Raw genomic sequence first — 21561 nt, forward strand, 5'->3', positions numbered from 1 at the left:
TCGCGATGGCGTCTTTATTAACGCTGAAGATTACTTGGTAGGTTTTACGGTCACCGGCGCCTTGCCCGCCTTCATCTGCTCCAGCAACGGCGCACACTGATTCGGCTCACCACCACTCGGCGCCACCAGCGCCAACAGCCCCGCCGCCGGCGCTGCGATCACGCCCAACGCCACCATCCCCGCTCCGCGCAGCATCAGCGGCACAGCCTTCACGCCGGCATCCGGTTTGATGAATTTGCCCCGCACATACAGCGGTGAACGCAGGGAAATCAACCGCCAGCCCTTGGATTCCGGGGTCACCGTCAGATCCAACTGCTCGGTGGCCATGTTCGCCGTGCCGTCGATATAGATGATCGCGTTCTCGGTATCGAAGACAAACAGCTGGGTGGTCGCCAGACCGCTTTTGATGTCGAAGTCCGCTGCTGCGCAGTTGATCTTCACTTCCTTGTCACCAAAGATCTTGCCGACCACATAGTTACCGACGTTGAGCCCGGCCAGTTCCATCAGCTCACGACTGATCGCGCCGTCGTTGATCAGCATCTTCAATTTGCCGTTGGCACCGCCCAGCAGCTTGGCCACCGAGTTGCCGCGACCGCTGATATCGGCGTCGCCATTGAGTTCACCGAAACTGGTCTTCATCGGCTCAAACGTCGGGAACAGCTCTTTCAGCTTGAAGCGGCGCGCGGTCAGTTTGGCCCGGCCTTCCAACGGCTCGGTGCGGCCGTTGAGGCGAATCTGTGCATCGAGATTGCCGCCAGCGACGCCGAAGCGCAGCGGCTCCAGGCTCAGTTCACCATCGTTGAGTTTCAGGTGGGTATAGAGGTCGTTGAACGGCAGCTTCTCGCTGTGGACGATGCGCTTGCCGGTGAACTCGACGTCGGCGTCCATCGCGCGCCAGCGATCAGTCTTGAACTCTTCGACCGGCAGCACCTTGTCCGCCGGTTGTTTGCTCTCACCGCCGCGGGCCTTTTGCTTGTCATTGGAGTCGGCGCCGATCAGCGGTGCGAGGTCAGCGAACAACAGTTGATTGGAGAGCAACGCGCCGCTGAGTTTCGGCCGTGGCTGGCTGGCGACATAGGTCAGGTCGCCATGGATATCACTGCTGCCGATCTTGCCGTTGAACTGCTCATAAGTGAATTTCGCCCCGGCCTCGTCATGCAACTTGGCGATCAAATGGCCGTCGGTGGCATACGGCGGCGTGTCCGGTAGGGTCACACCGGTCAACGGATAGAGATTGCCGAGGCTGGCGCCGGCCAGTTTCAGGCGCAGATCGAGGGCGCCAAGATTCAGCGGATCAGTCAGCGTGCCGGCCAGTTCGATGCGGGTGTCGCCGATCTTCGCCTGAGCCTGCAGCGGGAATGGCTTGCTCGCGTCCTGCAAGGCGAGCAGCCCGCCGATCTTGCCTTGGCCTGTGAGGCTCTGGCCGTGGTATTGGCCTTTGACCTTCAAGGCAAACGCATAATCCTGCGGTGAGCCGCCCTTGTCCTGCGCGGTTTTCGCCGCTTTGGCACCGACGATGTCGCTGTAGGGGATGGGTTTGCCCAGCGGATCAATCAGCACGTCGAGATTGGTTTTGAGCGTCTGATCGTCAAGGGTGACGTGGCCCTTGTCGAAACCGATGGCGCCGATGTCGACCACCCAATTCGACGGCTCGGCGTTCGGATCTTTCGGGTCGAAGTTGAACGTCCAGTTGGCGCGGCCATCGGCCAAGCGCTGCAACTCGGCATTGGGTTCGGTCAGGTCGATGCGCGGAATCACCACCCGTTGCGCCAACAGCGCCAATGGCGAGATACGTAGCTCAACGCGCTTGAGCGTGACCATCTGCGGCTTCTTCGACCAGTCAGGGTTGCCCAGGCTCAAATCCTCGGCAACCACGTGCGGCCAAGGCACCCACGCACGCCAGCCGCCCTCGTCCGGCTCGCGCTGCCAGATCACCGCGAGGTTGCCATTGATGGCAAACGGTCGATGCAGTTCTTCCGAGACTTTGGCGTTGAGCGGCGGTTTGATCCGGTTCCAGTCGAAGAACACGATGATCAACACCAGCACGGCCAGTAGCAGCACGAGGATGGCGAAGGTCCAGCTGAAGATTTTTCCAGTGCGCGTCATGCACAAAGCTCCTGATCACGACCGCACGCAAAGACTGCGGCGCACGGCTGAAACGGCGGGCCAAAGCGGCCCTCATGAAATCTACGACTGGCAAACCAGCCGCAGGTTTAATCGAAGGCCGATTAATACGCAAAAAGCCGCGCGAAATCTGACCAATCAGTCGAACAGTGTTACCGCGACCCTCACTTTTGCGAGGCGCGAGTGAGTCGGAAATACCCACCCCGGTGCAAAACCGTCGCCCGCAAAGGCGCGATCTAGAGCCTCCCGGCAGAACAATCAATTCTGTTGATTATTACCATTGCGTTTATGAACTTTTATATCGACTTATCGAGAGTAGCATTGCCCTCGTACCCACTTTATCGCCCTCCCAAGGAGCAACCCATCATGAAACGCCAATTACTGCTCAGCCTTACCCTGTCGATGCTAGCCAGCACTGCTTTTGCCCTGCCCGCTGCCGACCAAGCTACCCCGCAAGTGAAATCCAGCCACTCGGTATTCAGCCAAACCGTAGCCGCTGATGGTGGCGACCGCACTCCACAAGGTCAGACCCTGGCTGAAGGCGGCCGTGAACGTCTGGAAGAGAAAGGTCTGGTTCAAGACGGTTACGACAAGACTCCACAAGGTCAGACCCTGGCTTCCGACGGTAGCGATCGCACTCCACAAGGCCAGACCTTGGCTTCCGATGGCGGCGACCGCACTCCACAAGGCCAAACCCTGGCATCTGACGGCGGCGACCGCACCCCACAAGGCCAAACCCTGGCTTCTGATGGCGGCGACCGCACTCCACAAGGCCAAACCCTTGCCGAAGGTGGTGGTGACCTTGTAATCGAACGCAACAGCGCCTTGAGCTAAGCCCATGGCGGCCTCGAAAAAAAGCCCAATCACCGGATTGGGCTTTTGACTTTTCCGGCCCGATAAAATCTTTCGCTGCATGCCCTCCCGTTCGACGCCGACAAAGCCGATTTGCTAGAGTGCGGCGCTTGTCCTGCCAAAGAACACATCCTGCGATGCTGCCCCGCGCCGAACAGAAACAACAGACCCGCAACGCCCTGATGGACGCTGCCCGCCACCTTATGGAAAGCGGCCGAGGATTCGGCAGCCTGAGCCTGCGCGAAGTGACCAAAACCGCCGGGATCGTGCCCACCGGTTTCTACCGGCATTTTGCCGATATGGATGAGCTGGGCCTGGTGCTGGTCAGTGAAGTCGGCCAGACCTTCCGCGAAACCATCCGCTTGGTGCGGCACAACGAATTCGTCATGGGCGGCATTATCGATGCCTCGGTGCGGATCTTCCTCGACGTGGTCAGCGCCAATCGCTCGCAATTCCTGTTTCTCGCCCGTGAGCAGTACGGCGGCTCGCTGCCGGTGCGTCAGGCAATCGGCCGGTTGCGCGAGAACATCAGTTCCGACCTGGCTGCCGACCTGACGATGATGCCCAAGCTTCAGCATCTGGACGCCGAGGGCCTGAGCGTGATGGCCGATCTGATCGTCAAATCGGTATTCGCCACCCTCCCCGACATCATCGACCCGCCCGCCGAAGCCCTGCCGGAGCATCTGACGCCACAGGCGAAGATCACCCAGCAACTGCGCTTTATCTTTATTGGCCTCAAGCACTGGCAAGGCCTAGGCAGTACCGAGTAACAACCTCTTCCTTACTGATACATCCGGTCCCCTGTAGGAGTGAGCCTGCTCGCGATAGCGGTCTATCAGTCAAATAGTTGCTGACTGACACACTGCCATCGCGAGCAGACTCACTCCTACAAAGGTGCGGCGCATCAGCCTCCATTTGGTGCATTAAAAATTCTTCACGCACCAAAACCTTCCATATTCCCGCAACATCTTGAAACATCCACTACGCTCCGACAGGGATTTCCTACATCTCGTCCGATTGGCAAGGCCCTTGCTCTAGCCAGAGTATTGTCCATAGCTGGAAGCTTTCCGATGCTGGTGATTCACCGCAGAATCGACCCTCAACCCGTCTGGGCCGCCGAGTTGCACCTGACCTTCGAAGCGCGGAGCAAAAGCCGTTTGCGCTGTTTCAGTGCCGAGGGCGAAGACGTCGGGTTGTTTTTGGAGCGCGGTCAGCCGCCGCTGTATGACGGCGAATGCCTACAAGCCGAAGACGGCCGCATTGTCCGCATCTGCGCCCGCCCCGAGCAATTGCTGCACGTCACCTGCGCCAATGCCTTCGAACTGACTCGCGCCGCTTATCACTTGGGCAATCGCCATGTCGCCCTGCAAATCGGCGATGGCTGGCTGCGCCTGCTCGACGACTACGTGCTCAAAGCAATGCTTGAACAACTCGGCGCACAGGTCGAAGCGATCGAAGCGCCATTCCAGCCAGAGCACGGCGCTTATGGCGGCGGCCATCACCATTCACGCCACGGCGACGAAGACTTCAACTACGCGCCGAAACTTCATCAGTTCGGCGTACGCCTGTGAATCCGGCCTGGGCGCTGCTGCGCCTGGCCAGTCCGCAATTGCCGATTGGCGGCTACAGCTATTCGCAAGGCCTGGAAATGGCGGTGGATAACGGCCGGGTGAAAAACCCGGACGACGCCCGCCGCTGGATCAGCGATCAGTTGCTGCTCAATCTGTCGCGTTTTGAAGCGCCGCTGTTGCTCGCGCATTGTCAGGCGGCGGCGGATGAAAACTGGAGCGAGTTGCTGATCCTCTGCGAAAGCCATCGCGCCAGCCGCGAGACCCGCGAGTTGCATCTGGAGAGCCGGCAGATGGGCTATTCGTTGCAGCAACTGCTCAATGGCTTGCCAGAACTCGACGCATCCGCCCGCAGCTTTCTTGATCAATGCACTGAACCGCATCTGGCCCTGTGCTGGGCGCTGGCCGCGCGTGCCTGGAGCATCAACCCGCAGGACGCGCTCGCCGCGTGGTTGTGGAGCTGGCTGGAAAACCAGCTCGCCGTATTGATGAAAACCCTGCCACTGGGCCAGCAAGCCGCCCAGCGCCTGACCAGCCAACTGCTGCCGCTGCTGCAACAGGCGCAGCAGGACGCCAGCCGAATCAATCCCGAACACATGGGCAGTGCCGCGTTCGGTCTGTCCCTGGCGTGCATGGCCCACGAGCGCCAGTACAGCCGCCTCTTCCGTTCTTAGGAGAAACACTCGATGAACACACAACCTCTGCGCGTCGGCATCGGCGGCCCGGTCGGTTCCGGCAAAACCGCGTTGACCCTGGCCCTGTGCCTGGCCCTGCGCGAGCGCTACAACCTCGCCGTGGTCACCAACGATATCTACACCCGCGAAGACGCCGATTTTCTCGTGCGCAATGAAGCCCTCGCGCCCGAGCGGATCATCGGCGTGGAAACCGGTGGCTGCCCGCACACGGCGATCCGCGAAGACGCCTCGATCAACCTGGAAGCGGTCGATCAACTGAACCGGCGCTTTCCGGGACTGGACCTGATTCTGGTGGAGTCCGGCGGTGACAACCTTTCGGCGACGTTCAGCCCGGAACTGTCCGACCTGACCATCTACGTGATCGATGTCTCGGCCGGCGACAAGCTGCCGCGCAAGGGCGGGCCGGGCATCTGCAAATCCGATCTGCTGGTGATCAACAAGATCGACCTCGCGCCGCTGGTCGGTGCTTCGCTGGAGATGATGGACAGCGACACCCAACGCATGCGCAACGGCAAGCCGTTCGTCTTCAGCAACCAGAAAACCGGTCAGGGCCTTGAGCAAATCATCGCCTTCATCGAACGCCAGGGCCTGCTGACCGCAGCCTGATTCACTGATCAACAAGGAAGCTTATCCATGACACTCAAACGTATTCTTGGCGCCGTGGCGCTGCTGCTGACGCCGGCGCTGGCCTTCGCACACCCGGGACATGGCGACAGTGGCTTGATCGCCGGCATCAGCCACCCGATCGGCGGCCTCGACCATTTGCTGGCGATGGTGGCAGTCGGTTTGTGGGCGGCGCAGCAGCAGGGCGCGGCGCGCTGGGCGCTGCCGTGCACGTTTGTCGGCACCATGCTGATCGGCGGCCTGCTCGGTTTTGAAGGGCTGGAATTGCCGGCGCTGGAAAGCGGGATTGCTGCGTCGGTGCTGGCGTTGGGTCTGGCGGTAGCGCTGGCGGTGCGTCCGCCGTTGGTCATGGCGGTGGCGGCGACGGCGCTGTTTGCGTTGTTCCATGGTGTGGCGCATGGGCTGGAGTTGCCGGACATGAGCAATCCTTGGGCGTATGCGTCGGGTTTTGTCGCCGCGACGGCTGCGCTGCATGCGGCGGGTTATGCCGTGGTGCGTTTCCTGCCTCGGGCGGCTGCGCCGTTGGTGCGCTTGGCCGGAGCGGCTTCGGCAGTGACTGGGGCCTGGTTGCTGGCCGGCTGATCTTTTAGCGCCTGCACTGGCCTCTTCGCGAGCAGGCTCGCTCCCACAGGTTTTGTGTACGCTGCAAATCCACTGTGGGAGCGAGCCTGCTCGCGAAGGCGGTCTGACAGACACCACATCGCTCAGGCCGGTCTCTCTGCTACCATGTCGCGCAATCGCCCCAGCCCGTGACGACGTCCGCCCATGCCCCACGCTTCCCGCCCCACCTCCCTGCCCGAATTGACCGCCCTGTTCGGCGCTGTGCAGCAGCACTTCGTCAAAGTGATCGTGCCCCTCTGGCAAGGCCCGGGCTGGAACGCCGACATGGCGTTGCCCTACGAGGCGCTGGACGCCGCGCATCAACCGCTGCCACCGCAACGCTATCGAGCGATGGCCTGTGCACGGCAGCTGTATCTGTTTTCCAGCCTGATCGGGGTTGTGGATAACGCTGAAGTCCGCGCCGCGGCGCTGTTCCGCTCGCTGCAACGGCACTTCCATGATGCCGAACACGGCGGCTGGTTCTACAGCATCGACGCACAAGGCAAGCCGCTGGATCAGCGCAAAGACCTCTACACCCACGCCTTCATCCTGTTTGCCTGCGCGCATTACTGGGCAAAGTCCGGCGATCCGTTGGCCGAGTCGACGCTCAACGCGGCGCTGGAAATCATTGGCCGGCGCTTTGCCACCGGCGATGGCTTGTACGAAGCCTGCCTGGAACGCGACTGGATCACCCTGCAAACCGGTCCGCTGCAGAATCCGTTGATGCATCTGGCCGAAGCGTTTCTGGCCACCCTGGCGGTTCGCAAAGATGCCCAGACGCAAAAGGCATTGCTGGAGTTATGCACAGCCATGCACAAGCAGTTCGTCGATCCGCAATATGGCGTGTTGATGGAAAAGCCGCTCGGCGCTGTGGATAACTGGTATGAGCCGGGGCATCAGTTCGAATGGTATTTCCTGCTCGAGTCGTCGCCGTTGTTGCGCGGTTCGAAATTGCACGCGGCGCTTGACCGGGCGTTTGCCTTCACCGAGCAATACGGTGTGGTGCAGCCATCCGGCGCGGTGCGGGCGATGCTCGATCTGGAAACGGATGGACGCCCGCGAGACTCGACTCAACGGATCTGGGCTCAGGCGGAATATCTGCGCGCGCTGACCTTGCGTCAGGGCAGTGAGGCGGTGGTGCTGCGTCAGTTGCAGGCGTTGCAGCAGCGGTTTCTGCATGCGGGTGGCTGGCATGAGTGTCGGGATGAGTTGGGGGAAGTCAGTCGCAAGGACATGCCTTCGACTACGCCTTATCACTTGGCGACTTGCTACCACGGTCTGGCTGAATATCTTCGCTGATTTATAGATCGCTTTCGCGAGCAGGCTCGCTCCCACAGTTGATTTGCGCCGCTCACAAATAGTGTGTTCAGCGCAATTCAATGTGGGAGCGAGCCTGCTCCGGGCGGCGATCCGACGAATGGCCGTTATGCGGTCGCTAGGCGATCCACTTCTTGTCCCCGGTAAAGCTGATGGTCAACCAGCGCGCCGCATCCGGCTTGCCCAGCTTCGCCGAAATATTCTCGCGCAACGCATCCAGCTGCCCGACATTGCTCAGCGCATAATCCGCCGGCAACACCACATGAATCTCGATAAACCGTGCCCGCCCGTGCTTCTGCACGTACGACACGTAATCGTCGAAGCCGTGTTCGGTTTTCGCCGCGTCCATCACCTGCCGGACCTGATCATCCAGCGTGTCCGGGGCGATCCCCAGCACATCGCGTAAGGCCGGGCCAAGGATCTTGAACGCCGGCGGCAACATGGTCAGGGCCAGCACGATCAGGATCAACGGGTCGACATACACCGCCCACTGGCCATAGCCCTGAGACTTGAGCAGCAGCGCCGCAAGGAAGCTTATCAACAGGCCTACGGACAGCATCGCGTCCACCAGCCAGCTGATGTTGTCGAACTGGATCAGGCTGGATTTGAGCTTGCGGTTACGCTGCCGTACGTAGAAGAAGTAGGCGAACTCGACCACGGTAAACACAGCGGCATAAATGATCACCAGGCCCAACTCGATGTCGCGGCCACCGTTGATGATGCCGAACACGCCGTTGAGAAACGCGTAGATCGCGATCAACATCAGGAAGCTGCCTTCGATCAGCAGCACCATCGGCTCCAGATGCCAGAACCCGAACTGGAAACGGTGATTGCTTTGCTTGGCGATCAGCTTGGCAGTGATCAGCATCAGGACTTTGATGAACGTTGCGATCAGCGAGAAAAAACCATCGAACAGGATGGATTGCGAACCTGAAACAAAACCGGTGACGATCCCGGCAATCGCCACCGCCAACATCAGAATGGTCGATTGTTTGAGCAGTGCCTGCTCACCTCGGTTACTCACTTTGACTCCTCGAAAAACCTTGAAAACCGCGGGGTGCGGTTGGGTTGTTGCGAGGGGAGTTTACCTTATCGCCCTGTTTTGGCCTTTTTGGCCTCTTCGCGAGCAGGCTCGCTCCCACTTTGAAATGCATTCCAATGTGGGAGCGAGCCTGCTCGCGAATGGCTTCAGCGCGGTCTTAAGCCTTATTCCGCTCAATGGCAAAACCAGCCCAGGTCTGGCTCACCGGCATCAACTCGAGGCTGTTGATATTGATGTGCGCCGGCGCATTCATCACCCAGAAAATCGTCTCGGCGATGTCCTGTGGCTGGATCGGCTCGGCACCGGCGTAGGTCGCGTTGTAACGTTCCTGATCACCGGCGAAGCGCACCAGCGAGAACTCGCTTTCGCACAGCCCAGGCTCGATGTTGCTGACCCGCACACCGGTGCCCTGCAAGTCGCAACGCAGATTCAGCGAGAACTGTTTAACGAACGCTTTGGTCGCGCCATACACATGGCTGCCCGGATACGGATAGTTGCCGGCAATGGAGCCAAGGTTGACGATGCCAGCGCCACGGCCATGGGCGATCAGGCGCGGCAGCAGCAGGCGCGTGGCGTACATCAGGCCTTTGACGTTGGTGTCGACCATGGTGTCCCAATCGTCCAGATCGCACTTCGGCGCCGGGTCCACGCCCAGCGCTAAACCTGCGTTGTTGATCAGCCCGCGAAGCTTTGCGAACGACGGCGGCAGATTGGCAATCGCCTCCTCCATCGCCTTGCGGTCACGCACATCAAGCACCAGACCGTGCACTTCAGTCTGCTTCGACAATTCAGCACACAGCGTATTCAGGCGTTCTTCACGACGACCGGTCAGCACCAGTTTCCAGCCAGCCTCGGCAAAACGGCGGGCACAGGCTTCACCAAATCCGGACGTCGCGCCGGTGATAAACAGGGTGTTGGACATCGTGTTCTCCTTGCTTCGGCCGCCGGGGCAGCCCTTGGAATAGAAAATCAGCAGGCAGCATGCCCGCCCGCGCATTCACGGGCAACACCCACAAGCTGTACAAAAAACGACCAACCGCACCAACGCCATAGCCACCGTGGCCTGTAGCCATGTGCACGCATGTTATCCACAGTCCCTTCCACAGTTTCCGGGGGCAAGTGCAAACGCGCAAAGCCGCGCCACACAAGGCTTTGCGGGCGAAATAGAAAGTTTTTTGCTTGACCCTGAAGCCGCGGATGTGCCGGAGATGGCATTTTGCACGACTGACGCGTCAACGCAGTGATTGCGCGAGGCCAGTAATTACGGCCCTCAGCGCAGTCTTTCCAGAGTTTAATCACAGACTTATCCACAGGCTTGTTCACACGGAATCGCTGCTATCCGCGACGCCATAAAAAGGTTGACAACAACGACTTCAAGACCCGCAAAAACGCTTGATCAAAAAACAACCACACACTTGCAGGCCACGGTTTACATGGCGCGCAGCCAGATACACCCACGTTATTCACAGCCAGCTCCACAGCAAACGGGGACAAGTCAAAACTGTGGAAAAACAGCCATTTGCAGCGTCTATATGTCGCGCTTTGGCAGCTATGGGAATTTGTTTTCCACAATTCTGAAATCCGGCGCAGATCAACTGTAGGAGTGAGCCTGCTCGCGATAGCGGTATATCAGTCACCGGTGATGGCGAATGGGAAACCGCGATCGCGAGCAGGCTCACTCCTACAGGGGTTTGCGGTGAATTTGGGATATAAAAAAGCCCCGGAACTCGCGTCGCCGGGGCTGTGCATAACGTCGAGGAATCAGTGCCCGCCCAGATAAGCGTTACGCACCTCCTCGTTCACCAACAACTCTTTACCCGTGCCCGTCAGGCGGATCTCGCCGTTGACCATCACATACGCCCGGTCCGACAGCTTCAGCGCATGGTTGGCGTTCTGCTCGACAAGGAAAATGGTCATGCCGGTTTTCGCCAACTCGCGCAGGGTCGCAAAGATCTGCTTCACCACAATCGGCGCCAACCCAAGGCTAGGCTCATCGAGCAGCAACAACTTCGGCCGACTCATCAAGGCCCGGGCAATGGCAAGCATTTGCTGCTCACCGCCAGACATGGTCATCGCTCGCTGCGTGCGCCGCTCTTCAAGCCGTGGGAACAGCTCGAACATGCGCTGCATGTCCTCTTTGGCGTACTTGTCACCAATCGGGATGGTGCCCATCAGCAGGTTTTCCTCGACGGTCATGTCGGGGAACACCCGCCGTCCTTCCGGCGACTGCGCAATGCCGTTGGAAGCGATGTAATGCGAGGACTTGTGGGTAATGTCGACGCCTTGATAGAGGATCTGCCCGCCCGCCGCCCGTGGCTGACCGAAGATCGACATCAGCAACGTCGATTTGCCGGCGCCGTTGGAGCCGATCAGGCTGACGGTTTCCCCTTCATTGATCTGCAGCGAAACACCTTTGAGCGCCTGGATCGGTCCGTAGAACACGTCGAGGTCTTTGAGTTCGAGGATCGGTTGGGTCATACCAGTTCCTCTTCATCGGCGCCCAAGTAGGCGGCGATCACTTTCGGGTCATTACGGATGGCTTCAGGCCCGCCCTCAGCGATGACGATGCCGTGGTCCAGCACCACAATGTGGTCGGAAATGCTCATAACCATGCCCATGTCGTGTTCGATCAGCACCACGGTCAGATCGTGCTCGTCGCGCAGCAGCCGGATCATCGCGCTCAGCGCTTCGGTTTCCTGAGGGTTGAGGCCGGCGGCCGGTTCGTCAAGGCAGATGATCTGCGGCCGCGTGCACATGGCCCGGGCGATCTCCAGACGGCGTTGTTGGCCGTACGAGAGCTCACCGGCGAGACGGTTGGCGCAGTCGACCAGATCAACCACTTCCAGCCAGTAGAACGCGACGTCCAGTGCGTCGCTCTCCGCCTTGCGGTAGCCCTTGGTGTTGAGAATACCGGCGAGCATGTTGCGGTTGACCCACATGTGCTGGGCCACCAACAGGTTTTCCAGCACCGACATTTCCTTGAACAGGCGAATGTTCTGGAATGTCCGCGCCAGGCCTGCACGGTTCACCAGGTGCGTACCGCCGAACATCTTGTAGTACAGACGACTGAGGAATGACTTCGGCGAGACGAAGTCAGTCGGTTTGAACGACTCGCCCAACAACTGGATGACATTGGTCTGCTGGCCGCGCACGTTGAGTTCGATCTTGCCACCCGAGGCCTTGTAGAACCCGGTCAGGCAGTTGAACACCGTGGTCTTGCCGGCGCCGTTGGGGCCGATCAGGGCGAAGATCGAGTTGCGTTTGACCTTCAGGCTGACATCGCTCAAGGCCTTGATGCCACCAAAATGCATCATCAGTTTTTCAACAGAGAGTACGACTTCACTCATGGCGCAGTCCTCTCATAGTGAATGGCACCTTTGCGTGGAGTGACCCCGGTTCGGCTGATGCGAATCAGCCCGCGTGGTCGCCAGATCATCATCAAGACCATCAGGATGCCGAACAGCAGCACGCGATATTCGGCGAAGCCGCGCAGCAATTCCGGGGCGACGGTGAGCACGAATGCAGCGATCACCACGCCAATGGTCGAGCCCATGCCGCCGAGCACGACGATGGCGAGGATCAGCGCCGATTCGAAAAAGGTGAACGAGGTCGGGTTGACGAAGCCTTGGTAGGTGGCGAAGAACACCCCGGCGAGACCGGCTGTCGATGCACCGATGGTGAACGCCGAGAGTTTCACCAGTACGTGGTTGAGGCCCATCGAGCGGCAGGCGATTTCATCTTCACGCAGAGCTTCCCAGGCGCGGCCGACCGGCATCTTCACCAGACGATGCTTGATGTACAGCACGGCCAGCACCACGAGGAACAACACCGCGTAGATGAAGTAATACTTCACGTCCGGGTTGTAGGCGATGCCGAAGAACTCGTGGAACGGCACCCCGCCATCCTTCGCCCGTTTGCCGAACTCCAGACCGAAGAACGTCGGCAGCGGTGCCGGCATACCGTTCGGGCCGCCCGTCAGCGACAACCAGTTGTTGAGGATCAGGCGAATGATTTCACCGAAGCCCAGCGTCACGATCGCCAGATAGTCGCCATGCAGGCGCAGCACCGGAAAACCGAGGATGCAACCGGCCAGCCCCGCCGTGATCGCCGCCAGCGGCAATACCGTCCAGAAACCCAGGCCGAGGTACTGATAACCGAGCGCCAGACCGTAGGCGCCGATGGCGTAGAACGCCACGTAACCCAGGTCGAGCAGACCGGCCAAACCGACCACAATGTTCAGCCCCAGCCCCAGCAGCACGTAGATCAAACCGAGGATGACCACGCCCAGCAGATAGGAGTTGGAGACAAACGGCACAATGACCGCCAGCACAATCAGCAGCGGGATAATCCAGCGCAGCGAGGATTTGTGATCGGCAGGCAGCACATGCACACCGGAACCGGTGCTCTCGAATCCGTCGAGAATTTTCAGGCCCTTGGGCGTTTGCAGGAACAGGCTGAGGGCAAAGCGACCGACCATGACAATGCCGATGATCCAGGCCACGCGGGTCGGCTCAAGATTGAAGCTGTAACCCTCGAGCACAACGCCGACAATCGGGCCGAAAACGATCAAGGCAATCAGGCCGGCAAGAATCGCCTCAACCAGGCTTTTTTTGATATCGATGGATTTTTGAGTGGTTGAAGACATCGCTTACACCTTCGACACAAGAGGACGGCCCAACAGGCCCTGCGGCCGGAAGACCAGAACAAGTACGAGCAGCGAGAAGCTGAACACGTCTTTGTAGTCGGAGTTGACCAGACCGGAGAACAGCGACTCGGAAATGCCGAGGATGATCCCGCCGAGCATTGCCCCAGGCAGTGAACCGATCCCGCCAAGCACCGCCGCGGTGAACGCCTTGATGCCGATAATGAAGCCGGCGTAGAAGTCGAATGTGCCGTAGTTCATGGTGATCAGCACGCCGGCCAGCGCCGCCATGGCTGCACCGATGATGAACACATAGGAAATGACCCGATCGGTATTGATGCCGAGGATCGAAGCCATCTTGCGGTCTTGCTGGGTCGCACGGCACATGCGTCCGAGCTTGGTGTACTTGATGACGTAGGTCAGCAGGCCCATGCCGACGAATGCGGCCACCAGAATGAAGACTTTGGTGTAGGTCAGTTGCACGAAACCGGTACCGATGTCGACACGCCACGCCCCGCTCAGCAGGGTTGGCACGCCCTGTTGTTTGGCGCCTTGTGCGATCTGTGCGTAGTTTTGCAGGATCAGGGAGATGCCGATGGCGCTGATCAACGGAGCCAGTCGGGTGGAGTTGCGCAGGGGTTTGTAGGCGACTCGTTCAATGACCCAGCCATACACCGCCGTGACGACGATGGTGAAGATCAGTGTGCCGAGCATCAGCAGCGGGAAAGATTCGATACCGAAGTAAGCCAGCAGAGCCAGACTGATTGCCGCCAGGTAAGCAGAAATCATGTAAACCTCGCCGTGGGCGAAGTTGATCATGCCGATGATGCCGTAGACCATTGTGTAGCCGATGGCGATCAGGCCATAGACCGACCCGAGGGTCAGGCCGTTGACCAGTTGCTGCAGGAAAATACCATCCATAACGCAATCTCACGCAGTGAGAACCTGCACACCCGAGGTGTGCGGTTCTTCTAGGAAAAATACAGATTTACGTCGGAGCAATGTCAGCCACGATCAGCACATCCCACATCGTCCCTGTAGGAGTGAGCCTGCTCGCGAATGCGGTCGATCATTCAACACATGTGTTGGCAGTCATTCCGTCATCGCGAGCAAGCTCACTCCTACAAGGGATTGGTGCGGATCAGCTGATCGCGTCAGCCCTTACTTCTGTTTTTCCAACTGGTGATATTTGCCATCCTTGTCCCACTGGTAAACCACGTAGTCGGAGACTTTCAGGTCGCCCTTGGAATCCCAGGTTTTTTCGCCCATGACGGTTTTCACCGGATTTTTCTTCAGCCAGGCCGCGGCCTCTTCGCCCTTGTTGGACTTCGCGCCATTGAACGCGGCAGCCAGGGTCTGCACCGAAGCGTAGGCGTACAGGGTGTAGCCCTCAGGCTCGGTACCGGCCTTGCGGAATGCGTCCACTACGGTCTTGCTCTCAGGCAACAGACGCGGGTCGGCGCCGAAGGTCATCAGCACGCCATCGGTGAATTGCGGGCCACCGGCGGTGGTCACCAGTTCGTCAGTCACGATGCCGTCATCGGACATGAACTTGACGTCTTTCAGGCCTTGTTCACGCAGTTGGCGAACCAGCGGGCCGGCCTCCGGGTGCAGGCCGCCGAAGTAGACGACGTCGGCGCCGGCGCCACGGATCTTGGTGACGATGGTGCTGAAGTCTTTTTCGCCACGGGTCAGGCCTTCGTACAACACGGGCGTTACGCCGCGCTTGACCAGTTGCGCCTTGGTGGCATCCGCCAGGCCTTGGCCGTAGGTATCCTTGTCGTGCAGCACGACGACTTTCTTGCCCTTGAGCACGTCGACGATGTAGTCGCCGGCCACGATGCCTTGCTGGTCGTCACGCCCGCACATACGGAACATGGCGCTGAGGCCACGTTCGGTGACTTGCGGGTTGGTCGAACCCGGAGTGATCGCGATGATCCCGGCTTCGTCATAGATTTCCGACGCTGGAATGGTCGAAGAGGAGCAGAAGTGACCGACCACGCCGGCGACTTTCTGGTTGGTGAGGTCCTTGGCGACCGTCACGGCCTGCTTCGGCTCGCAGGCGTCATCGCCTTTGACCAGAACGATTTTCTCCCCGTTGACGCCACCCGCCGCGTTGACTGCGTCAGCCGCTGCCTGTGCACCCTTCATGTACTGCTCGCCAAATGCCGCGTTGGCGCCAGTCATTGGACCCGCTACACCGATTTTCACATCAGCTTGAGCAAACGCAGAAACACCCAACGCAGTAGCCACTGCGAGGGCCAGAAAGCCTTTCTTGTAAAACGTCTGGGACATGAGGTGGTGCTCCAAGGTTTTTTTTAGTTGGCACTGCGACTTCACTTCACTGAATGCTCTGAGCAAGGGCCGTGCCATCGGTTTTTTATTCTTCAAAAAGTCGCTGCTTTCTTGTTATTTCGACTGTTTCGTTCCCATTTTCATTGGGCGTGCAACCGTCTAAACCGCGGAAGGTGAAACCATTTATTTTTTCAGGCGCAACCCGCACGCGCCATCATTGCAACCGCGGCGCCAAACGACGTGCAACCAGCCTGTAACAGCCCGCGTCACCGAACTGCACACTGCTGGTGCGGGACTGCTACAACCCGCACCATTACAGGCTAGTCGCTGCATCGAAAAGCGCCGCTTCCGGCAACATATTTCAACACTCAAATGACGATGCGCAGGCACTGGCCCGCGTGATACAGCGAGAACCCGGCCTCGTACAGGCAACTGCGCAAGCCCACACCCGCCAAGGGCTGCATCGGTGCAAAGGGAATCGGCAAAGCTTGAGGGTCGCCGTTACACAGATAGTCGGCGAAGGCTTTGCCAACCACGGTGCCAGTGGTGACGCCCCGGCCGTTATAACCGGTGACGGCCACCAGTCCCGGCGCAGGCTCGAACAGGCGCATGAGGTGATCAGGCGTGAACGCGATGCGCCCGGTCCAGGTGCATTCCCACTCGACCGGTTTCAGATTGGGGAAGTAATGCTGCTGCACGCGGTCGGCCCAGGCCTTGAGAAACCAGGTCGGTTTCTGGTTGCCATTGCCGAGGCTGCCGAGCAATAACCGCCCTTCTTTGTCACGGCGGATGCTGCTCAAGACTTGGCGGGTATCCCACGAGCCCTGCCCGCCCGGGAGAATTTCCTGCGCGGCGTCCTCGGTCAGCGGCACCGAAGCGACCTGATAGTAGTAACCGGGGAAGAAGTTGCGCTTGAGTTCGGTCCAGTCGCCTTCGGTGTAGGCGTTGGAGGCGATGACCACTTGCTCGGCCAGCACTGAACCGCGTTCGGTCTGCACTGACCAGTTCGCGCCCTGACGCTCAAGGCGAGTGACCGGCGAATGATCGAACATTTGCCCGCCGAGACCACTCACCGCGTTGGCCAGCCCGGTGACATAAGCCATCGGGTTGAGCGTGCCGGCGCGACGATCGAGCAATGCGGCGGCAATTTTTTGCGTGCCGGTAGCTTGCTCGCAGGCCTTGCCGGTCAGCAGTTCAACCGGTGCGCCGCGACGTTTCCATTGTTGCTCGCGGCTGCGCAAATCCGCCTCGCCCTTGGCGTTGTGCGCCATGTGCAGCGTGCCTTCGCGGCGTAGCTGGCAATCGATGTTGTATTTATCCACAAGGCTGAAGACCAGCGCTGGTGCGGCCCCGAGCATGCGGTTGAGCTGGCTGCCAACCGCCTCGCCGAAACCGGCCTCGATCTCGTCCGGCGGGATCCACATGCCGGCATTGACCAGCCCGACGTTGCGCCCCGAACCGCCGTGACCGGCGCGATGAGCCTCCAGCACACAGACGCTTTTGCCTTTTTCCAACAGATGCAGCGCCGCCGACAAACCGGTGAACCCGGCGCCGATCACGCAGACATCGACCTTCACTTCGCCCCGCAGCGCGGTGTTATCCGGCCTTTGCGGCGTGAGCTTTTCCCACAGACATTCTTCGCGTAACGGCATTGCCAGACTCCAACAGAAACCTGCCAAACACAGTGCTGATCCTGTGGGAGCGAGCCTGCTCGCGAAAGGGGCGTATCAGCCAACATCAATGTCGACTGACCCACCGTATTCGCGAGCAGGCTCGCTCCCACAGGGGATCTCCATTTGACGGGAGCACTCAGTCGAAAGTGATGCCCTGCGCCAGCGGCAGCTCCAGCGAGTAGTTCACGGTGTTGGTCTGGCGGCGCATGTACGCGCGCCATGCGTCGGAGCCCGACTCACGACCACCACCGGTCTCTTTCTCGCCACCAAACGCGCCGCCAATTTCGGCACCGCTCGGGCCGATGTTGACGTTGGCGATGCCGCAGTCGCTGCCAACCGCCGACATGAACTGCTCGGCTTCACGCACATCCGTGGTGAAAATGCACGACGACAGGCCTTGAGGTACAGCGTTGTTCAGGCGCAGCGCTTCTTGGAAATCGTTATAACCGACCACGTAGAGAATCGGAGCGAAGGTTTCGCTGCAGACCACATCACTTTGCTCCGGCATTTCAACGATGGCCGGCGACACGTAATAGGCGTTAGGGAATTGATCTTCCAGTTGGCGCTTGCCGCCAAACACCCGACCACCCTCGCTCAACGCCTGCTCCAGTGCGTCCTGCATGTTTTCGAAGCTGTGTTTGTCGATCAACGGGCCGACCAGATTGCCTTCCAGCGGATTGCCGATGCGCACTTTCGAGTAGGCAGCCTTGAGGCGAGTGACGATTTCTTCTTTGACCGACTCATGGGCGATCAAACGACGCAGCGTAGTGCAACGCTGCCCAGCAGTGCCGACGGCGCTGAACAGAATCGCGCGCACCGCCATGTCGAGATCGGCGCTTGGGCCGAGGATCATCGCGTTGTTACCGCCCAGTTCCAGAATGCTGCGGGCAAAACGCGCGGCGACTTTCGGCGCCACTTCACGGCCCATGCGCGTGCTGCCGGTGGCGCTGATCAACGCAACACGCGGGTCATCGACCAAGGCTTCGCCAGCATCGCGACCACCAATAATCACCTGGCAAAGATTCGCCGGCGCATCGGTGAAGTTCTTCACCACGCGGTCGAACAGCGCCTGACAGGCCAACGCGGTCAGCGGGGTTTTCTCCGACGGTTTCCACACCACCGGGTTGCCGCAGACCAGCGCCAGCGTGGTGTTCCACGCCCACACCGCGACCGGGAAGTTGAACGCGCTGATCACCCCGACCACGCCCAGTGGATGCCAGGTTTCGCGCATATGGTGGCCCGGACGCTCGGAGGCAATGGTCAAACCGTACAGCTGGCGAGACAGGCCGACGGCGAAATCGCAGATGTCGATCATCTCCTGCACTTCACCCAGGCCTTCCTGAGTAATCTTGCCAGCCTCCCAAGAAACCAGCTCGCCAAGATCAGCCTTGTATTCGCGCAGCACTTCACCGAATTGACGCACCAGTTCGCCGCGACGCGGGGCCGGCACCTTGCGCCACTGCTCGAACGCATGATCTGCGCGACTGATGTGCTGCTCGACTTCGGCCGGGCCTTCCCAGTTGACGGCGGCGATGCGGCTGCCGTCGATCGGCGAATGCACCGGCACTTTGCCGTTCTGATAAAGGGCCGGGTTCACACCAAGACGATCAAGCAATGCGGCAACCATGGGTCACTCCTCAAGCAAAAAACTGAATGTGTGCGGCCACTGTTTCGCGACCGGGCAGGCCTTTAGTTGTAGCGTCACAATGGCAAGGCAACAAACGACCTTTACGCGAGATATCATTCCGTTTATTCATGCTGCGCACAGAAAGACAAGAAAAGGATCGGCCATGCTGAACAAACGCCACTTGCCCTCGATCACCGCGTTGCAGTGCTTCGAGGCCGTGACCCGGCACTTGAGCTTTACCCGCGCCGCCGAGGAGTTGAACCTTACCCAGAGCGCGGTGAGTAAACAGGTCGCGCAGCTGGAAGAGCTGTTGCAGCACTTGTTGTTCCGCCGCGTGCGTCGGCGCTTGCAGATGACCCCGGCCGGGGATTTGTACTTGGTCGAAGTAAGAAAAATTCTCTCGCAAGTGGAGATGTCGACGCATTACCTGCGCTCCTACGGCGGCGAAACTGAAGTCCTGCGCGTCTCTACGCCTTCGACCTTCGGCGCGCGCTGGCTGGTGCCGCGCCTGAAAGGCTGGCGGCTGCGCCATCCTTCCATTCATTTGGACTTGTGCAACGAGCAGGAAGCCGATGATCTGCTGCAAGGGCGCAGCGATCTGGCGTTCTACTTCGGCCAGGGTTCACGGCCCGGCACCGAATGCCTGAAGTTGTTCGGCGAAGAGCTGGTACCGGTCTGCGCGCCGGGCAGCCTGCCGGACACACCGTTTACTGACCCGACGCAACTCACCGATCTGGTCCTGCTGCAAAATGCCTCGCGCCCACAGGCATGGCACGACTGGTTCGACAGTCAGGGTTATCAGACCGAACACAGCTACCACGGCCCGCGTTTCGAAACCTTTTATATGTGCATCCGTGCCGCGCAGGTTGGCTGCGGTGTGGCGTTGTTGCCGAGGTTTCTGGTGGAAGAGGAATTGACCGACGGCAAACTGGTCATTCCCTTTGAGCATGCCATGCCCAGCACTGATGCCTATTACCTGGCGTACCCGGAGCATGCGGCGGAAGTGCCGAAGGTGCGGGATTTTGTGAAGTGGATGCTGGAGCAGATCGACAGCCCGGAGATTTGACTCGATTGAAAATTGTGGGAGCGAGCCTGCTCGCGAAGAGGCCGGCACATTCAGTATCAATGTTGACTGAAATGACGCCTTCGCGAGCAGGCTCGCTCCCACAATGGATCTGATCCGTTGTCAAAAAATGCTGGCAATCCGCACCGTTGATATGCGCCACTAGCGCCATTGTTTGAGACCGCGCACAGGCGCGGCGCACCTGGAGACCCCGTTATGAGCGAGAGTGTGTTTGCCGATCGCATCGTGCAGAACCTGCTCGACACCGACTTCTACAAACTGACGATGATGCAGGCGGTGCTGCACAACTACCCCAACGTCGAAGTCGAATGGGAGTTTCGTTGCCGTAATAGCGAAGATTTGCGCCCGTATCTGGCCGAGATCCGTTTTCAGATCGAGCGCCTGGCCGAACTGAGCCTGAGCGCCGATCAACTGAGTTTTCTTGAACGGATCAGCTTCCTCAAACCGGATTTCCTGCGTTTTCTCGGATTGTTCCGCTTCAACCTGCGCTACGTGCACACCGGCATCGAAAACGGCGAGCTGTTCATCCGTCTGCGCGGGCCGTGGCTGCATGTGATTCTCTATGAAGTGCCGTTGCTGGCGATCGTCAGCGAAGTGCGCAACCGCTATCGCTACCGCGAAACCGTGCTGGAACAGGCGCGCGAGCAGCTCTATCGCAAATTCGACTGGCTGACCGCCAATGCCTCGGCCGATGAGTTGTCGCAACTGCAAGTCGCCGATTTCGGCACCCGCCGACGTTTTTCGTATGGCGTGCAGGCAGAAGTGGTGAATGTGCTCAAGCACGACTTCCCCGGACGCTTCGTCGGCACCAGCAACGTGCACCTGTCCCGTGAACTGGACATGAAACCGCTGGGCACCATGGCTCACGAGTGGATCATGGCCCACCAGCAACTCGGCCCACGGCTGATCGACAGCCAGATCGCCGCGCTCGATTGCTGGGTCCGCGAATACCGTGGCCTGCTGGGGATTGCCCTCACCGACTGCATTACCACCGATGCCTTCCTCGGCGATTTCGATCTGTTCTTCGCCAAGCTGTTCGACGGCCTGCGCCACGACTCCGGCGATCCTGTGGTGTGGGGCGAAAAATGCATCGCCCACTATCACAGGCTCGGCATCGACCCGATGAGCAAGACCCTGGTGTTCTCCGACAGCCTGACCCTGCCCAAGTCGCTGGAGATCTTCCGCGCGCTGCACGGGCGGATCAACGTCAGCTTCGGCATCGGTACCAACCTCACCTGTGACATTCCGGGTGTCGAACCGATGAGCATCGTGCTTAAAATGACCGCCTGCAACGGCCAACCGGTGGCGAAGATCTCCGACGAGCCAGGCAAGTCCCACTGCAAAGACCCGAATTTCGTCGCCTACTTGCGACACGTGTTCCAGGTTCCTGCCGATCCTCTATCTAGCAAGGAGTGAAT

Annotated in this window: 19 protein-coding genes; 9 read left to right on the forward strand and 10 right to left on the reverse strand. The window is 59.7% G+C overall.

What is annotated here, in order from left to right:
• Nucleotides 1-30: 30 nt before the first annotated feature.
• Entirely contained in the window at nt 31-2106 is a 2076-nt protein-coding gene (locus KBP52_RS15565; RefSeq protein WP_212620498.1) for an AsmA family protein, read from the reverse strand.
• Between the two features lie 384 nt (nt 2107-2490).
• Between KBP52_RS15565 and KBP52_RS15570 the strand changes: the two genes are divergently transcribed.
• From KBP52_RS15570 to KBP52_RS15600, 7 genes are all read left to right on the forward strand, one after another.
• Nucleotides 2491-2958, forward strand: coding sequence for a hypothetical protein (locus tag KBP52_RS15570; RefSeq protein WP_212620499.1), 468 nt, complete (start codon nt 2491-2493; stop codon nt 2956-2958).
• Between the two features lie 155 nt (nt 2959-3113).
• On the forward strand, nt 3114-3746 hold the full coding sequence (locus KBP52_RS15575) for a TetR family transcriptional regulator (RefSeq protein ID WP_077570695.1): 633 nt from the start codon (nt 3114-3116) through the stop codon (nt 3744-3746).
• Between the two features lie 300 nt (nt 3747-4046).
• Nucleotides 4047-4547 (forward strand): urease accessory protein UreE, encoded by a 501-nt coding sequence (ureE, locus tag KBP52_RS15580; RefSeq protein ID WP_212620500.1) that lies wholly within the window; start codon nt 4047-4049, stop codon nt 4545-4547.
• A complete protein-coding gene (locus tag KBP52_RS15585; RefSeq protein ID WP_212620501.1) occupies nt 4544-5218 on the forward strand; it encodes an urease accessory protein UreF in 675 nt (224 codons plus the stop codon). The genes ureE and KBP52_RS15585 overlap by 4 nt, the downstream gene beginning before the upstream one ends.
• Before the next feature lie 12 nt (nt 5219-5230).
• Nucleotides 5231-5845 (forward strand): urease accessory protein UreG, encoded by a 615-nt coding sequence (gene ureG / locus KBP52_RS15590; RefSeq protein ID WP_077570691.1) that lies wholly within the window; start codon nt 5231-5233, stop codon nt 5843-5845.
• Nucleotides 5846-5872: 27 nt separating this feature from the next.
• Nucleotides 5873-6445 carry a HupE/UreJ family protein gene (locus KBP52_RS15595; RefSeq protein WP_116031833.1) on the forward strand — a complete coding sequence of 191 codons (573 nt, stop codon included), beginning with the start codon at nt 5873-5875 and terminating at the stop codon, nt 6443-6445.
• Between the two features lie 183 nt (nt 6446-6628).
• The gene (locus KBP52_RS15600; protein ID WP_212620502.1) at nt 6629-7762 is read left to right on the forward strand and encodes an AGE family epimerase/isomerase; all 1134 of its coding nucleotides are present in this window, start codon (nt 6629-6631) and stop codon (nt 7760-7762) included.
• Between the two features lie 136 nt (nt 7763-7898).
• Here KBP52_RS15600 and KBP52_RS15605 read toward each other — a convergent pair whose 3' ends face one another.
• From KBP52_RS15605 to KBP52_RS15645, 9 genes are all read right to left on the reverse strand, one after another.
• Nucleotides 7899-8804, reverse strand: coding sequence for a cation diffusion facilitator family transporter (locus KBP52_RS15605; RefSeq protein WP_077570685.1), 906 nt, complete (start codon nt 8802-8804; stop codon nt 7899-7901).
• A 175-nt stretch (nt 8805-8979) separates the two neighbouring features.
• Nucleotides 8980-9744, reverse strand: coding sequence for an SDR family oxidoreductase (locus tag KBP52_RS15610; protein ID WP_116031839.1), 765 nt, complete (start codon nt 9742-9744; stop codon nt 8980-8982).
• An 839-nt stretch (nt 9745-10583) separates the two neighbouring features.
• Nucleotides 10584-11300, reverse strand: coding sequence for an ABC transporter ATP-binding protein (locus KBP52_RS15615; protein ID WP_007950655.1), 717 nt, complete (start codon nt 11298-11300; stop codon nt 10584-10586).
• The gene (locus KBP52_RS15620) at nt 11297-12169 is read right to left on the reverse strand and encodes an ATP-binding cassette domain-containing protein (RefSeq protein WP_034151617.1); all 873 of its coding nucleotides are present in this window, start codon (nt 12167-12169) and stop codon (nt 11297-11299) included. Before KBP52_RS15620 ends, KBP52_RS15615 begins: the two co-directional genes overlap by 4 nt.
• A complete protein-coding gene (gene livM, locus KBP52_RS15625) occupies nt 12166-13467 on the reverse strand; it encodes a high-affinity branched-chain amino acid ABC transporter permease LivM (protein ID WP_123448415.1) in 1302 nt (433 codons plus the stop codon). Before livM ends, KBP52_RS15620 begins: the two co-directional genes overlap by 4 nt.
• Nucleotides 13468-13470: 3 nt before the next feature.
• The gene (locus tag KBP52_RS15630) at nt 13471-14385 is read right to left on the reverse strand and encodes a branched-chain amino acid ABC transporter permease LivH (protein WP_212620503.1); all 915 of its coding nucleotides are present in this window, start codon (nt 14383-14385) and stop codon (nt 13471-13473) included.
• A gap of 240 nt (nt 14386-14625) precedes the next feature.
• Nucleotides 14626-15759, reverse strand: a complete 1134-nt coding sequence (locus KBP52_RS15635) for an ABC transporter substrate-binding protein (protein ID WP_038360427.1) — start codon at nt 15757-15759, stop codon at nt 14626-14628.
• Nucleotides 15760-16127: 368 nt separating this feature from the next.
• Nucleotides 16128-17411: an FAD-binding oxidoreductase gene (locus KBP52_RS15640; protein WP_212620504.1), complete on the reverse strand. Its 1284-nt coding sequence runs from the start codon at nt 17409-17411 to the stop codon at nt 16128-16130.
• A 157-nt stretch (nt 17412-17568) separates the two neighbouring features.
• On the reverse strand, nt 17569-19059 hold the full coding sequence (locus tag KBP52_RS15645; protein WP_095121854.1) for an aldehyde dehydrogenase family protein: 1491 nt from the start codon (nt 19057-19059) through the stop codon (nt 17569-17571).
• 163 nt (nt 19060-19222) lie between these two features.
• On the opposite strand from KBP52_RS15645, the gene KBP52_RS15650 reads away from it, so the two are divergent.
• Nucleotides 19223-20125 carry a LysR family transcriptional regulator gene (locus KBP52_RS15650; RefSeq protein ID WP_077570670.1) on the forward strand — a complete coding sequence of 301 codons (903 nt, stop codon included), beginning with the start codon at nt 19223-19225 and terminating at the stop codon, nt 20123-20125.
• Nucleotides 20126-20338: 213 nt separating this feature from the next.
• Nucleotides 20339-21559 (forward strand): nicotinate phosphoribosyltransferase, encoded by a 1221-nt coding sequence (pncB, locus tag KBP52_RS15655; protein WP_077570668.1) that lies wholly within the window; start codon nt 20339-20341, stop codon nt 21557-21559.
• Nucleotides 21560-21561 lie beyond the last annotated feature (2 nt).

Source organism: Pseudomonas sp. SCA2728.1_7, from assembly GCF_018138145.1.
Lineage (GTDB): Bacteria > Pseudomonadota > Gammaproteobacteria > Pseudomonadales > Pseudomonadaceae > Aquipseudomonas > Aquipseudomonas koreensis_A.